The organism is Streptomyces sp. VRA16 Mangrove soil, assembly GCF_017377775.1.
Lineage (GTDB): Bacteria > Actinomycetota > Actinomycetes > Streptomycetales > Streptomycetaceae > Streptomyces.
The window spans coordinates 542,233-556,210 of the sequence record NZ_JAFVLN010000003.1 but is presented as its reverse complement, the minus strand read 5'-3'; the positions used below and the strand labels follow the sequence as shown (position 1 = coordinate 556,210).

15 protein-coding genes are annotated in these 13,978 nt (G+C 72.5%); 7 read left to right on the top strand and 8 right to left on the bottom strand.

Annotated features, from left to right (window positions below; all coding sequences use genetic code 11):
• Positions 1 to 38 precede the first annotated feature (38 nt).
• Positions 39 to 3,485 carry a DNA polymerase III subunit alpha gene (locus J3486_RS11910; protein ID WP_207820296.1) on the top strand — a complete coding sequence of 1,149 codons (3,447 nt, stop codon included), beginning with the start codon at positions 39 to 41 and terminating at the stop codon, positions 3,483 to 3,485.
• A 24-nt stretch (positions 3,486 to 3,509) separates the two neighbouring features.
• Positions 3,510 to 4,466, top strand: a complete 957-nt coding sequence (locus J3486_RS11905; RefSeq protein WP_207820297.1) for a hypothetical protein — start codon at positions 3,510 to 3,512, stop codon at positions 4,464 to 4,466.
• A 90-nt stretch (positions 4,467 to 4,556) separates the two neighbouring features.
• Here the strand turns inward: J3486_RS11905 and J3486_RS11900 are convergent, their stop codons facing one another.
• Positions 4,557 to 4,931 (bottom strand): cupin domain-containing protein, encoded by a 375-nt coding sequence (locus J3486_RS11900; protein ID WP_207820185.1) that lies wholly within the window; start codon positions 4,929 to 4,931, stop codon positions 4,557 to 4,559.
• Positions 4,932 to 5,026: 95 nt separating this feature from the next.
• Between J3486_RS11900 and J3486_RS11895 the strand changes: the two genes are divergently transcribed.
• Both J3486_RS11895 and J3486_RS11890 read left to right on the top strand, forming a co-directional pair.
• A complete protein-coding gene (locus J3486_RS11895; protein WP_207820184.1) occupies positions 5,027 to 5,473 on the top strand; it encodes a MarR family winged helix-turn-helix transcriptional regulator in 447 nt (148 codons plus the stop codon).
• Positions 5,474 to 5,621: 148 nt separating this feature from the next.
• On the top strand, positions 5,622 to 6,497 hold the full coding sequence (locus tag J3486_RS11890; protein WP_207820183.1) for a triacylglycerol lipase: 876 nt from the start codon (positions 5,622 to 5,624) through the stop codon (positions 6,495 to 6,497).
• Here J3486_RS11890 and J3486_RS11885 read toward each other — a convergent pair.
• From J3486_RS11885 to J3486_RS11875, 3 genes are all read right to left on the bottom strand, one after another.
• The gene (locus tag J3486_RS11885; RefSeq protein ID WP_207820182.1) at positions 6,494 to 7,465 is read right to left on the bottom strand and encodes a lytic polysaccharide monooxygenase; all 972 of its coding nucleotides are present in this window, start codon (positions 7,463 to 7,465) and stop codon (positions 6,494 to 6,496) included. The genes J3486_RS11890 and J3486_RS11885 overlap by 4 nt on opposite strands.
• A gap of 118 nt (positions 7,466 to 7,583) precedes the next feature.
• Complete coding sequence (locus J3486_RS11880) at positions 7,584 to 7,811, bottom strand: hypothetical protein (RefSeq protein WP_207820181.1); 228 nt, start codon at positions 7,809 to 7,811, stop codon at positions 7,584 to 7,586.
• Between the two features lie 117 nt (positions 7,812 to 7,928).
• Positions 7,929 to 8,069 carry a hypothetical protein gene (locus tag J3486_RS11875; protein ID WP_207820180.1) on the bottom strand — a complete coding sequence of 47 codons (141 nt, stop codon included), beginning with the start codon at positions 8,067 to 8,069 and terminating at the stop codon, positions 7,929 to 7,931.
• Positions 8,070 to 8,177: 108 nt separating this feature from the next.
• On the opposite strand from J3486_RS11875, the gene J3486_RS11870 reads away from it, so the two are divergent.
• Positions 8,178 to 8,801 (top strand): bifunctional 2-polyprenyl-6-hydroxyphenol methylase/3-demethylubiquinol 3-O-methyltransferase UbiG, encoded by a 624-nt coding sequence (locus J3486_RS11870; RefSeq protein WP_207820179.1) that lies wholly within the window; start codon positions 8,178 to 8,180, stop codon positions 8,799 to 8,801.
• Here the strand turns inward: J3486_RS11870 and J3486_RS11865 are convergent.
• Both J3486_RS11865 and J3486_RS11860 read right to left on the bottom strand, forming a co-directional pair.
• A complete protein-coding gene (locus tag J3486_RS11865; RefSeq protein ID WP_207820178.1) occupies positions 8,791 to 9,294 on the bottom strand; it encodes a DUF402 domain-containing protein in 504 nt (167 codons plus the stop codon). The two genes, J3486_RS11870 and J3486_RS11865, sit on opposite strands and share 11 nt — an antisense overlap.
• Entirely contained in the window at positions 9,272 to 10,207 is a 936-nt protein-coding gene (locus J3486_RS11860; RefSeq protein ID WP_207820177.1) for a GNAT family N-acetyltransferase, read from the bottom strand. Before J3486_RS11860 ends, J3486_RS11865 begins: the two co-directional genes overlap by 23 nt.
• A 70-nt stretch (positions 10,208 to 10,277) precedes the next feature.
• Here J3486_RS11860 and J3486_RS11855 point away from each other — a divergent pair, with 70 nt between their 5' ends.
• A complete protein-coding gene (locus tag J3486_RS11855; RefSeq protein ID WP_207820176.1) occupies positions 10,278 to 10,643 on the top strand; it encodes a GntR family transcriptional regulator in 366 nt (121 codons plus the stop codon).
• A gap of 10 nt (positions 10,644 to 10,653) precedes the next feature.
• Here J3486_RS11855 and J3486_RS11850 read toward each other — a convergent pair whose 3' ends face one another.
• Positions 10,654 to 11,220: a GNAT family N-acetyltransferase gene (locus tag J3486_RS11850; RefSeq protein ID WP_207820175.1), complete on the bottom strand. Its 567-nt coding sequence runs from the start codon at positions 11,218 to 11,220 to the stop codon at positions 10,654 to 10,656.
• Between the two features lie 71 nt (positions 11,221 to 11,291).
• On the bottom strand, positions 11,292 to 12,386 hold the full coding sequence (locus J3486_RS11845; RefSeq protein WP_207820174.1) for a DUF5925 domain-containing protein: 1,095 nt from the start codon (positions 12,384 to 12,386) through the stop codon (positions 11,292 to 11,294).
• A 154-nt stretch (positions 12,387 to 12,540) separates the two neighbouring features.
• Here J3486_RS11845 and J3486_RS11840 point away from each other — a divergent pair, with 154 nt between their 5' ends.
• A complete protein-coding gene (locus tag J3486_RS11840; protein ID WP_207820173.1) occupies positions 12,541 to 13,962 on the top strand; it encodes a xylan 1,4-beta-xylosidase in 1,422 nt (473 codons plus the stop codon).
• Positions 13,963 to 13,978: the final 16 nt, after the last annotated feature.

Genomic DNA, 13,978 nt, shown 5'->3' with positions numbered 1-13,978 from the left:
GTGAGATCCGATTGGTTCGAGGTGTGCTGGAGGTGCGTGTGCCGGGCTTCACGCATCTGCACACCGTGTCCGGGTTCTCCGTGCGCTACGGCGCCACCCACCCGGAGCGGCTGGCCGAGCGCGCCGCCGAGCGGGGCATGGACGCCCTCGCCCTCACCGACCGGGACACGATCGCGGGGGCGGTGCGGTTCGCCAAGGCGTGCGCGAAGCACGGGGTGCGGCCGCTGTTCGGGACCGAGCTGGCGGTCGGCACGCCCGTACGGGGCGACCGGCGCCGGCCGCCCGTGCGCGGCGGTGCCTTCATCGACGAGTCGACACCCAGAGTCACCTTTCTCGCCCGGGACGGCGCCCGCGGCTGGGCCGAGCTGTGCCGCATGATCACCGCCGCGCACGCGGGCGGCGCGCAGGACGTCCGGCTGCCGTGGGAGGAGAACCACGGCGCGGGCCTGACCGTGCTGCTCGGACCCGCATCGGACGTCGGGCGCGCGCTCGCCGCCGGACGCCCCGACAAGGCCGCCGGGCTGCTCGTGCCCTGGCGCGAGGTGTACGGCGACGACCTGCGCCTCGAAGCCGTGCACCACGGCAGGAAGGGCACCGGGCCCGGATCGCTGCGGCTCGCCGCGCGCACCGTCGGCTTCGCCGCCGAGCAGGGCGTACGGCCCGTCCTCAGCAACGACGTCCGGTACGCGGATCAGGGCGCGGGCCCCGTCGCCGACGTCCTGGACGCCGCACGCCGGCTCGTGCCCGTCGACCCGACCAAGGAGCTGGACGGCGGGGAGCGCTGGCTGAAGGACGCCGACGCCATGCTGCGCGAGGCCGAGCGGGTGGTGGAGGCCGCGGGGTTCCACCGCGACACCGCGTACCGGCTGATCGAGCAGACTCAGGCGACCGCCGCCGCGTGCCTGGTCGACCCCGAGGACGATCTCGGCCTCGGCTCCGTCCGCTTCCCCGAGGCGCGGCTCGTGGGCGCCGGGCGACGCACCGCGCAGCGCGTCCTCGCCTCGCGCGCCACCGCCGGCATGGTCCGCCTCGGGCACGCGGGCAAGCGGGAGTACTGGGAGCGGATGCACCGCGAGCTGGACATCATCGCCCACTACGACTTCGCCTCCTACTTCCTGACGGTCGCCCAGGTCGTCGACGACGTGAAGGGGATGGGGATCCGGGTCGCCGCCCGCGGCTCGGGCGCCGGATCGCTCGTCAACCACCTGCTGGGCATCGCGAACGCCGACCCCGTCGAGCACGGCCTGCTCATGGAGCGGTTCCTGTCCAAGCGCCGCTCCGTGCTGCCCGACATCGACATCGACGTGGAGTCCGCGCGCCGCCTGGAGGTCTACCGGGCGATCCTCGACCGCTTCGGCGCCGAGCGCGTGGCGACCGTCGCCATGCCGGAGACGTACCGGGTGCGGCACGCGATCCGTGACGTGGGCGCGGCCCTGTCCATGGACCCCGCCGACATCGACCGGATCGCCAAGGCGTTCCCGCACGTCCGGGCCCGCGACGCCCGCTCGGCCATGGCGGAACTGCCCGAACTCAAGGAGATCGCGGGCGAGTTCGGCGACCGCAAGCGCATGTGGGAGCTGGTCGAGGCGATCGACGCGCTGCCGCGCGGCGTCGCCATGCACCCGTGCGGCGTGCTGCTCTCGGACGCGTCCCTCCTCGGGCGCACCCCTGTCGTGCCGACCAGCGGCGAGGGCTTCCCCATGTCCCAGTTCGACAAGGAGGACGTGGAGGACCTCGGGCTGCTCAAGCTCGACGTGCTCGGCGTGCGGATGCAGTCGGCGATGGCGCACGCGGTGGGCGAGATCGAGCGGGCGACGGGGGAGCGGCTCGACCTGGACGACCCGGCGCAGGTGCCGCAGGGCGACCCGAGGACGTATCGACTCATCAAGTCCGCCGAGACGCTGGGCTGCTTCCAGATCGAGTCGCCGGGCCAGCGGGACCTGGTCGGACGGCTGCAGCCGGCCACCTTCCACGATCTCGTCGTGGACATCTCCCTGTTCCGGCCGGGACCGGTCGCCGCCGACATGGTGCGCCCGTTCATCGAGGCGCGGCACGGGCGGGCGCCGATCCGCTACCCGCACCCCGACCTCGCGCAGGCGCTGGAGGAGACGTACGGCGTCGTCGTCTTCCACGAGCAGATCATCAAGATCGTCGACATCATGACGGGCTGCGGTCGCGACGAGGCCGACCGGGTGCGCAGAGGGCTCTCCGACCCCGAGTCGCAGGGCCGGATCCGGTTCTGGTTCGCGCAGCACGCGGCCTCGCGCGGCTACGACGCCGACACCATCGCCCGCACCTGGGGGATCGTCGAGGCGTTCGGCAGTTACGGGTTCTGCAAGGCGCACGCCGTGGCCTTCGCCGTGCCCACCTATCAGTCGGCGTGGCTCAAGGCCCACCACCCGGCGGCGTTCTACGCGGGACTGCTCACGCACGACCCCGGCATGTACCCGAAGCGGCTGCTGCTCGCGGACGCGCGGCGGCGCGGGGTGCCGGTGCTGCCGTTGGACGTGAACCGGTCCGCGGTCGCCCACCGTATCGAACTGGTGTCCGATCCGGCGCCGGAGAAGTGGGGTGTGCGGCTCGCGCTCTCCGACGTCTACGGGATCAGCGAGGCGGAGGCCGCGCGGATCGAGAAGGGGCAGCCGTACGCCTCCCTGCTCGACTTCTGGGAACGGGCCCGGCCGAGCCGTCCGCTCGCGACCCGGCTCGCCCAGGTCGGCGCGCTCGACGCGTTCGGCGCCAACCGGCGTGATCTGCAACTGCATCTGACGGAGCTTCAGCGCTCGGGGAGAGGCTCGGGCGGCGGCCAGCTGCCGCTGACCGGCGGGCGGCGCACCGCGTCGGCGGGGCTGCCCGACCTCGGCGAAGCCGAACGGCTCAGCGCCGAGCTCGGCGTTCTCGGCATGGACGCCTCGCGCCATCTCATGGGCGACCACGCCGAATTCCTGCGGGAGTTGGGAGTGGTGTCGGCGCGCCGCCTCCGGGAGGCCGAGCACGGGCGGACCGTGCTGGTGGCCGGGGCGAAGGCGGCCACCCAGACGCCGCCGATCCGTTCCGGGAAACGGGTCGTCTTCACGACCCTCGACGACGGCACGGGCCTGGTGGACCTCGCGTTCTTCGACGAGGCGCACGCCGCGTGCGCGCACACCGTCTTCCACTCGTGGCTGCTGCTCGTACGGGGAGAGGTGCAGCGACGCGGACCGCGCAGCCTGAGCGTGGTGGGCGGGCGGGCCTGGAACATGGCCGAGCTGGTGGAGGTGTACCGGGAGAAGGGGCTCGACGAGGTGGCCCGGCTGATGGCGGAACCCCCTGAAGGAGAGGGTGAGGGCGCGGGCGGGAGCACGGACGACGGCCGCCGGATCCGCATGTCCACCGGCTACGAGATGAACCCGTGGGCGGATCTGCGCCCCGCGGGCTCCTCGGGTCCGCCGGGACCGCCCGGCGGACGCACGTTCTGGCACCGGAGTCCGGGAAGCGCGGGGTGAGGCGAGGTGGAATCAGTGACTGATGTGCTGTGCGTACGTTTTCGGCTGTCGCCGGAGAAGGAGGCCGAGCTGCCCCGGCTCCTGGAGCTGCTCGGTGAGTTCAGCCCGGCCGTCGAGGCGCTGCCGCCCGACACCGCGCTGGTCGAACTGCGCGGCGCCACCCGGTACTTCGGCTGGGACACCCGGCAGATCGCCTCCGTCATCCGGGTACGGGCCGTCGCCCTGTACGGGGTCGAGTGCGTCATCGGCGCGGGCCCGGGACCGATGGCCGCGCGGATGGCGGCCCGCGAGGCCGGACCCGGCACCACCCGGATCGTCACCGACCTCGCGGCCTTCCTCGCCGGACAGCCGGTCGCCGCACTGCCCGGCGTGGGCGCGGCGACCGCCCGCACCCTGTGCGAGTACGGGCTCGACACCGTCGACCGGGTGGCCGCCGCCCCGCTCTCCACGCTCCAGCGGCTCACCACGGCCCGCACCGGCCGCGAGCTCCACGAGAAGGCGCGCGGCATCGACCGCACCCGGGTCGTGCCGAACGCCGCCGCCCGCTCCCTCGCGGCCGAACGCACCTTCGCGCGCGATGAGTTGGACCCGTACCGGCACCGCCGCGCGCTGCTCGCCGCCGCCGACGAGCTGGGCGCCCGGATGCGCGACGAGGGGCAGATCTGCCGCGCCCTGACCCTCACCGTCCGCTACGCCGACCGCACCACGACCGTCCGCACCCGCCGGCTCGCCGAGCCGACCGCGCACTCCGCGGCGCTCACCTCGGCCGCGTACCGGATGTACGAGGCGCTCGGGCTGCAACGGGCCCGGGTCCGCGGCCTCGCCCTGCGCGCGGAGGACCTCGGCCCGGCGGAGCGCGCCACCCACCAGCTGACCTTCGACCCGGCGGACGAACGCGTCCGCGCCCTGGAGGCGGTGGCGGACCGGGCCCGTGCGAAGTTCGGCCCCGGCGCGATCGTGCCGGCGGCCCTGGCGGCGTAGACCGCGAACCGCCCGTCCGCCCGGCGCCCGGTGCGTGCTCTCAGGGGGTTCCCCGGCCGGAGGCTGGGGGAGGGACTTCCGATGCGCGCCCTAGCGCGCCCACGGCGGCGTGACCCGGGTCCCGTCCGCCAGTTCCGCCTCCAGGCCCACCGACGTCGTCACCCACATCGTGGCCGTCGTGTCGGCGGGGTTCTCCACCGCGAGCGTCGTGCCCGCGTTCACGATCGCCGTGTCGCCGGCCGTGAGCGTGTGGGTCTCGCCGTCCAGGGTCAGCCGGAGCGAGCCCGTGAGCAGATGCAGGATCTCCTCGTGGGTCACCGTGTGGGCCGGTGCCTTGGTGCCGGCCGGGATCTCGCCCCGCCAGGCCGCCAGCTGTTCGCTGCCGGTGCGGGGCGTGGCGTACGAGACGAAGCGGACGCCGTGCATTTCGTGGACGACGGCCTCGGACGCGTGGACTACGGGCATTCCTTCTCCTCGGGCTTCTCAAGAGATTTGGTCAAGCTGCTTGTCTATATAGTCAGGCTGCTTGACCATCTCGTCAAGGGTGTTTCAATGCACGTGTGCAGAAATCCGAAGCCCTCGCCCTGACCGCCGCCCTGCTCGCAGCCGCGAGCGGGCTGACGCAACGTCTGCACGAAGGCGTCGTGGCCAGGGGCTTCGAGGGGCTGCGGCCCGTGCACGGCTTCGCGTTCGCGCGGCTGTCGTTCGGGGGCGCCACGGCCAGCGAGCTCGCCGCTCATCTCGGAGTGACCAAGCAGGCCGCCGGTCAGCTCGTCGACGAGATGGTGCGCAAGGGGTACGTGGAGCGGCAGCCGCACCCGCATGACGCGCGGGCCAGGCTCCTGGTGCTCACCGAGCGGGGCTGGGCCTGCACCCGGGCCGCCGAGGAGGCCGCGGCGGACGCGGTACGGCCCTGGGTGGCGGAGCTCGGTGAGGATGAAGTGCGGTCGCTGGCACAGAAGTTGGCGGCCGTGTCCCCCGATGGGCCCATCAGGCCGACGTGGTGACATCCCGTCAGCCTCGACCGGCGCAACCCGCTCCGGATTTTTTTACCGACGCGTAACTTCACGCCGGTACTACTCACGCGTAACTTGACGTGGGCACAGCGAGATCTCGTACCTCCTGCAACTCCCTTGAGCCGCAAGGAGATCCACGATGCTGCCCAGAAACAGATCCCGGTCGAGAGGGGCGCGTGCGCTGGCCGTCGCCGCCGCGCTCTTCGCCGCCACCACCGTCACCACCACGGCCACCGCGGCCCCCGCCCGGGCCGCCACCACGGCGAGCGCCGGCTGGAACGACTGGTCCTGCAAGCCGTCCGCCGCGCATCCGCGCCCCGTCGTCCTGGTCCACGGCACGTTCGGCAACTCCGTCGACAACTGGCTGGTCCTCGCGCCCTACCTGGTCAAGCGCGGCTACTGCGTCTTCTCGCTCGACTACGGGCAGCTGCCGGGGGTCCCGCTCTTCAACGGCCTCGGGCCCATCGAGAAGTCCGCCGAACAGCTCGACGCCTTCGTGGACAAGGTGCGCGGCGCCACCGGCGCCGCCAAGGTCGACCTCGTCGGGCACTCGCAGGGCGGCATGATGCCCCGCTACTACCTCAAGTTCCTCGGCGGCGCCGCCGAGGTGAACGCGCTCGTCGGCATCGCGCCCGACAACCACGGCACCACGCTCTCGGGGCTGACGAAACTCCTGCCGTACTTCCCGGGCGCCGGTGACCTGCTCACCCTCGCCACCCCGGCCCTCGCCGACCAGGTGGCGGGCTCGGCGTTCATCACCAAGCTCAACGCCGGCGGCGACACCGTGCCCGGCGTCCACTACACCGTCATCGCCACGAAGTACGACGAGGTCGTCACCCCGTACCGGACCCAGTTCCTCGACGGGCCCGACGTGCGCAACGTGGTGCTGCAGGATCTGTGCCCGGTCGACCTCTCCGAGCACGTCACCATAGGGACGGTCGACCTCGTGGCGTACCACGAGGTCGCCAACGCCCTCGATCCGGCGCACGCCACGCGGACCGACTGCTTCAACTAGCGGCTGTGCCGGCCTGCGCCGCCGTTCCCCACCGCGCGGCGGCGCACCGAGGCGAACAGACCCGCCGCGCCGATCGCCAGGGCGGCCGCCCCGCCGATCGCGAGGTACGCGGTGGACGAGTCGCCTCCCGTCTCGGCCAGGCGATCCGAACTGCCCTGCGTGCCCAGTGAGTTGGTGATGTCCTGGGCCGTGGGGGAGGCCGGGTCGGCACTGCCCATGTCCATCCCGCTGTGGTCCACCGTCGACTTGTCGGCGTCCTTCGCGATCTGTTCGTCGGACGGGGCGGAGGCCGTGGGCGCCGCCGCTGCCGACGCCGACGCCGCGGAGTCGCCCCCGTACGTCACGTCCGAGCAGGAGTAGAACGCCTCCGGGCTGTCCGAGCGCTGCCAGATGCCGTAGATCAGCTGACGACCGGTGCGCTCGGGCAGCGAGCCGGAGAACGTGTAGGAGCCGCCCTCGGCCACCGGGTCCGTCTTCGTCGCGACCGGGTGCTCCAGGTCCAGGTCGGCCCAGGCCAGCGGCTTCGACGGGTCGTACCCCTGCTTCGTCATGTAGAGGTTGAAGGTGCCCTTGTGCTGGGCGGTCACCTTGTACGTGAAGGTGTACGAGCCCGCCGACACCTTCGTCGCGGGCCAGTCGTCCCGCGCCAGGTCCAGGCCCTTGAACTCCTCGGCGTTCGCCGAACAGAGCTTGCCGTCCGGGATCCGCGCCTGGTGCTGCCCGTTCGCGTCCCCGATCCGGATGCCGTTCCAGTCGTACAGGGCCTGGGTGCCGCCCGCCGCGACCGCCGCCCTGCACGCCGCGGACGTCGGGTTCTCGGGGCCCTGCGCGTAGCAGGCGGCGACCCGGCTGACGGGGTCGCCGAGTGTGCCGTGCGCGGCCGCGGGAGCGGCGGCCAGGGCGGCCAGGGCGGTGGTGCCCGAAGCGACGGTGGCGAGTGCGGTCAGCCGGCGGCGGCGTGCGGGCATGGGGACTCCTCGGGATGTCGAACGTGGGGGTGTGGCAAGGAAGTTAGCCCGCCACGCCGCCGCGTCCGGACCGTTCGGGGGCCCCGAGTCGATCTTTATGGCCCTCTTAAGGCCGGGCTCAGGCTGTCCTCAGGCTGTGCCCGGACCGCCGCCCTCGGCCGAGATCGTCGAGGGTGAAGTGCCGCTGGTACGCCCTCCCCGCGTCCGTGCCGCGCAGCACCCGGAACGCGTCCAGGTCCCGCTTCTTCGGGTTGGTGCAGCCCGTGGAGCCGAACACCACCATCCGGCGGTCGGCCGTCACCGCGGCGAGCACCGCGGCCACACCGCTCGTGAAACGTCTTCGCATACCCGGGGCCGACCATCGGGCCCGGTGCAAGGCTGCCCGCGGAGGCACGTCGAAGGGCACCGTCACCGGCCCGGTCGGGGTCCGTCCCCGAGCGGGCGTCTCACCGCCCCGGCCGGCCTACTCGTCCGGCCACCACGTCTTGCGCACGTCCCGGCGTACCTCGGGGCGCTCCCGGCGCTGCTCCGCGGCTGCCTCGTCCTGCTGTCGGCGGGTCACACTGCTCGACCTGACCGGCTTGTGCATGGTCACTCGGCGCATGGTGCCTCCTGTCCCCACACCGGCTCCGATGTGGGGCCGTTGTAGACCTGTTCCCGGAGGGTCACCTGTCGAAGCGCAATTGTCAGTGGTGCTTGTCACTATGGCGAAATGACGAAGAGCACAGACCTTGAACAGAAGCCCGTCGACTGGGACGTGGAGGCGGCCTCGTTCGACGAGGAGCCCGACCACGGACTGCGCGACCCCGGAATCCGCGCCGCCTGGGCCGAGCGCCTCACCGCCTGGCTGCCCGACCGGCCCGGCCACCTGCTCGACCTGGGCTGCGGCACCGGCAGCCTCTCCCTCCTCGCGGCCGAGCGCGGCCACCGGATCACGGGCGTGGACCTGTCCCCGGCCATGCTGGAGCTGGCCCGGCGCAAGCTGGCGGGCCACGAAGCCGAGTTCCGCACCGGGGACGCGGCCGAGCCGCCGGTGCCCACGGCGACGTACGACGTGGTGCTGTGCCGGCACGTGCTGTGGACGCTGCCGGACCCCGAGGCCGTACTGCGCCGCTGGGCCGGGCTGTTGAGGCCCGGCGGCCGGCTCGTGCTCGTCGAGGGGGTGTGGGGCGAGACGAGCCCGGTCGGCATACCGGCGGAGCGGCTGCGGGAGATGGTGCGGCCCCTCGCCGCCGACCTGCGGTACGAGGACCTGTCGGGGGACGCGCGGCTGTGGGGCAAGACGGTGCGCGACCATCGGTACGCCGTGGTCGCGCACCCCGTCCTCACCGACTGAGACCGAGCAGGCCCGTCAACTCCCCGTTGCGGGCCAGGAGCTCAAGGGCGTCCAGGGCCTCGGCCGCCGCTCGCGCGGCGGCCGGGTCCCGCTCGGCGAGCCCGCTCTCGGCGTACTCGTCCTCGTCGAGCCGCAGCACCTGCGTGCCGTCCGCCGACACCCACAGATCCAGGTCCAGGTCCTCGCAGACGATGTCGGCGCCGTCGAGCGTCACGGGCCGCGTGACGTCGCAGTACCAGCCCTTCACCGTGCCGTCCCCCGAGCGCACCTCCTTGACCGCGTACCAGCGGTCGCGCCAGTAGTGCTCGGTGAACACGTCACCGGGCTCGAAGCGGACGAACCCGAAGTCGCGCACCCCGTCGCCCGCCCAGGCGGCCCGCACGGTGACGCGCGTCCCGTCGTCGGCGAGCAGGTCCGCCGGGTAACTGATCTTCGTGCGGCCCGCCTTGACGAGCCGCACCCGCACCGGGTCAGGCTTCGAGGGTTCGGACATGACGTACCTCCGTCGAGTCGATGACATAGCCGAACCACTTGTTGATCGCGAGCATCGGCTCGTTGCCCGCGTCGTTGCCGGTGTACGCCACCGTGATCCCGGCCGCGCGGGCCCGGTGCAGCGAGTCGTTCTTGGCGAGCTTGGCCAGGCCCCGCCCGCGGAAGGCGCGGGCCGTGCCGGTCATGCCCGTCGAGTAGCGGCCTTCGCCGTCGACCCGGGCCACCGAGAACGCGGCGGGACGGCCGTCCACCAGCGCCACCGTCGTCAGCTCGCGGTCGAGCAGCGGATGCTCCCAGGTGTCCGCCAGCCACTGCTCGTAGTCGTCGAACTCGGTCGGGATGTCGCTCGGCTCGTCCTGTACCGTCTCGGCGTCCAGCTCGAACATCGGGCGCGGGTCGTCGGCGAAGTCGGCCGCCGTGCGCAACTCGACGCCGGGCGGCGGCAGTTGCCGCTCCGGGAGCGCGTCGGCCGTCAGGTCGAGGCGGAGGAAGTGGGCGCTGCGGCTTGCGCGGTAGCCGCGGGCCGCGGCCCAGGCGAGATTGCGGGGGTCGTCCAGCGCCCAGGAGTACACCTCGCGCGCGCCGTGCCCGGCCAGATACTCCTCGGCGGTGCGCAGCAGCCGGGTGCCGGCGCCTCGGCCCTGGTGGTCGGGGTGCACATACACGTTCGCGTAGCCCTGCCCCGGCTGCGGGCTGTCGTACGCGATGCCGACCTGCGCGGTACCGATCACCGTGTCGTCGTCGGTGACGGCGATGAGCTGCTGGTAGTGCGCGTCGGGATGGGCCTGCGTCACGTCGTGGGCGATGGAGGCGGGGGTGGCGAGCATCGCGGGCACACAGGCACGGCGGACCCGTACGAAGCCCTCGGTCTCGGCGGCTCTACCGGCGCGCAGGGCGCGGACGATCACAGTCATGGGGCCGCACGCTACGCGCCGACCGTGCCCGGGTGCCTCCCAATTTCCGGTGCTGCGGGACAATCGGCCCGTGACTCTGAAGATCCGGATCGATGACAGCGCGGCCCCCTACGAGCAGGTGCGGGCCCAGATCTCCGAGCTCGCCCGCGGCGGCACGCTCCCCGTCGGCTACAAGCTGCCCACCGTGCGCGGCCTCGCCGAGGAGCTCGGCCTCGCCGCGAACACGGTGGCCAAGGCGTACCGGGCCCTGGAGGCGGACGGGGTGATCGAGACGCGGGGGCGCAACGGCACGTTCATCGCAGCCGCGGGGGACGCCGCCGCACGGGAGGCGTCGGCCGCGGCGCAGGCGTTCGCCGAGCGGGTGCGCCGCCTCGGGCTCACCCAGGACCAGGCACTCGCGGCGGCGCGGGACGCGCTGCGGGCCGTGTACCCGTGACGCCGGCCGGTCAGGGCCGCCGGCCGGGCCCGCGCAGGTCCAGCATGCAGAAGACCTTGTCGTAGCGCTTCTCGCCGACCGCCACGAAGCCGGGCAGCCGGCCGTACTCGGTGAAGCCGAGGGAGCGGTACAGGTGCAGCGCGTTCGCGTTGTCGCCGCGGGCGTCCAGGGTCAGCACCTCGATGCCCGCCGCCCGGGCGTCGGCGATCAGCGCGCCGGTCAGCGCTCTGCCGACCCCGTGGCCGTGCGCGTCGGCGGCCACCGCGAGCTTCTCCAGATCGGCGTGCGGTCGGTGCGTGGGCCGCGCGTAGCGCAGCCAGTACCCGAACCCGACGAGCCGGCCGTCGCGATACGCGGCGCGCAGCGCCCCGTCGCCGGCCCGCACCGCCGCCGCGACCTGCCCGACGAGCGCCGTGACCTCGTCGGCGGAGGGCGGCTCGGTCCAGCCGAGCGCGGCGCCCCCGGCGACCAGGTCGGCCAGGATGCCGTGCGCGGCGCACGCGAAGCCCGGCTCGAGATCCGCGGCGCCGCGCAGGACGGCCCGATGGGATGCGGGAAGGCTGCCGGTCGTGTCCATGCCCGGCAGCCTAATCGCCCGTATGCACGGCGGGAGATACAGGTGCCAGGAGGCACACGCCCCAGCGGGCCCTAGAGGTACAGGCCCGCGTCGGCCCCGTCCCGCTGATCGGGCACCGCCGTCGGCGACACCCCGCGGCGCAGCGCGAACAGCTCGGCGAGGGTCGCGCCGTCGCGGCCCACGCCCTCCTCGGTGCCCAGCCAGTCCACGGCCTCGCGCCGGGTCAGCTGACCCACCTCGATCCGGGCCAGACAGCGGCCGGGCCGCACCACCGCGGGGTGCAGCCGCTCCAGATCCTCGTTGGTGGTCACGCCCACCAGAACGTTCCTGCCCTGTCCGAGCAGCCCGTCCGTCAGATTGAGCAGCCGGGACAGGGCCTGCCCCGCGGTGTGCTTGGCCTCGCCGCGGATCAGCTCGTCGCAGTCCTCCAGGAGCAGCAGCCGCCAGCGGCCCTTCGCCGTGCCGTCGTCCTCGCCGATCGCGATGTCCATCAGATAGCCGACGTCGGAGAAGAGCCGCTCCGGGTCGAGCACACAGTCCACCTGGCACCAGTCCCGCCAGGAGCGGGCCAGCGTGCGCAGCGCCGACGTCTTGCCCGTGCCGGGCGGGCCGTGGAGCAGCAGCAGCCGGCCCGCGATGTCCTCGGGCCGCGTCTTCATCAGCCGGTCCATCGCCGCGGCCACCGGCTCCGTGTAGTTGGACCGCACCTCGTCCCAGGTACCGGCCGAGATCTGCCGGGTCGTGCGGTGCGGGCCGCGGCGCGGTGAGACGTACCAGAAGCCCATCGTCACGTTCTCCGGCTGCGGTTCCGGCTCGTCGGCCGCGCCGTCCGTGGCCTGGCCGAGGACCTTCGCCGCCAGCTCGGCGGTGGTCGCCGTGACCGTGACGTCGGCGCCCCGGTTCCAGCGGGAGATCAGCAGCGTCCAGCCGTCGCCCTCGGCGAGGGTCGCGCTGCGGTCGTCGTCGCGGGCGGAGCGCAGGATACGGGCGTCCGGCGGCAGCAGCGTGGCACCTGACCTGACCCGGTCGATGTTGACCGCGTGCGAGTGCGGCTGCTCGCCCGTGGCGAAGCGGCCGAGGAAGAGCGCGTCGACGACATCGGAGGGCGAGTCGCTGTCGTCGACACCCAGCCGTACCGGCAGCGCGTCGAAAGGGTTCGCAGACATGCCGCCATGATCCGGCACACAAGGGCCGCCCGCACGGGATTTCCGCAGCGCGTCACCCACGTAGCACGCCGTGCATTCTGACCCGCACGTCGTTACGAGGCTGTGGCAACGGAGTCTGTTCCTCCGCCAACTGCCCTGGTTAGTCTTGCCCTTGATGGGACGTCATGGGTGGAATTCGGGGGCACGGCGATGGCGGCTCATCGCCCTGCTCGGCGTGGGTGTGGCCGCTTTGGCCCTGGTGCTGACCGTGATCAGCACGCTTCCTGACAACAAGAACATCGACGCGGGCACGTCGCCGGACGGCGACAAGGTCCATGGCACCCCCGCAGACCCTCCCGAACAGCAGGGTCCCGACGTCGGCTGGGGCTTCACCCACACCCAGCACTCGGCGGACGAGGGCTCGGACCCGGCCGTCGTGCGCGCGGAGAAACTGCTCGGCGGGGCCCCGATGCCGCAGAATCAGGCGATCATGGGCTGGGGCGCGGACAACCCCGAGCCGGTGAAGGGGCGTTACGACTTCGACGCGATGGACCGCCGCATCGACTTCATCCGCAAGTCGGGCGGCACCCCCGTGATCACGCTGTGCTGCGCGCCCGACTGGATGAAGGGCGGCAAGCCCGGCGTCGACAACACCGACTGGAGTCAGCAGAACCTGGAGAAGGCCCCCGACCCCGACCACTACCAGGACTACGCGAACCTGGCCGCGACGGTCGCCAAGCGCTACCCGTACGTCCGGCACTTCATCGTGTGGAACGAGTTCAAGGGCTTCTGGAACGACGGCAAGGCCCGCTGGGACTACGAGGGCTACACCCAGCTGTACAACCGCGTCTACAAGGCGCTGAAGAAGGTCGACAAGGACATCCTGGTCGGCGGCCCCTACCTGGTGATGGACAGCCTCGACCCGAAACAGACCGACGGGGCGTCGGACGTCGTCAAGGGGCCCTGGGGCCGGATGGACCAGCGGATCGTCGACGCCTTCGACTACTGGAACAAGAACAAGGTGGGCGCGGACTTCGTCGTCGTCGACGGGTCGAGCTACACGAACGACGACGAGATGCTGCCGAACGAGTTCGCGGCCACCGACAAGTTCACGGCCGTCAGCAAGTGGATCGAGGACCAGACCGGCGATCTGCCGCTGTGGTGGGCCGAGTACTACGTGGAACCCGCCGACAGCAGGGACGAGCGCGACGGCTGGAGCGAGCCGCACCGCGTCGCCGTGCAGGCCGCCGGAATGATCGCCCTGGCCAAGGGCGGCACGACGTCCGGGTTCTACTGGAACCCGGAGGACGAGAAGGGCGACTCGTGCGCCGGCTGCCTGTGGCGGCCCACGGACAGCTCCTCCGGCGGGGGACCGCTGCCGATGTACGGCCTGGTCTCCCGGTTCAACGAGGAGTTCGGCCCGGGCACGAAGTACAAGAGCGTGTCCGTCGCCGCCGACGACGTCCCCAACGTCCGCGTCCTCGCCGACGACAAGGCGGTCCTCGTCGTGAACACCCTGAACCGCCCGATCAGCGCGAAGGTCGACGGCAAGCGGTTCGACATGCAGGGGTACGAGGTGAAGTGGCTGGAGCGGTGACGCGCTAGCGAGGACG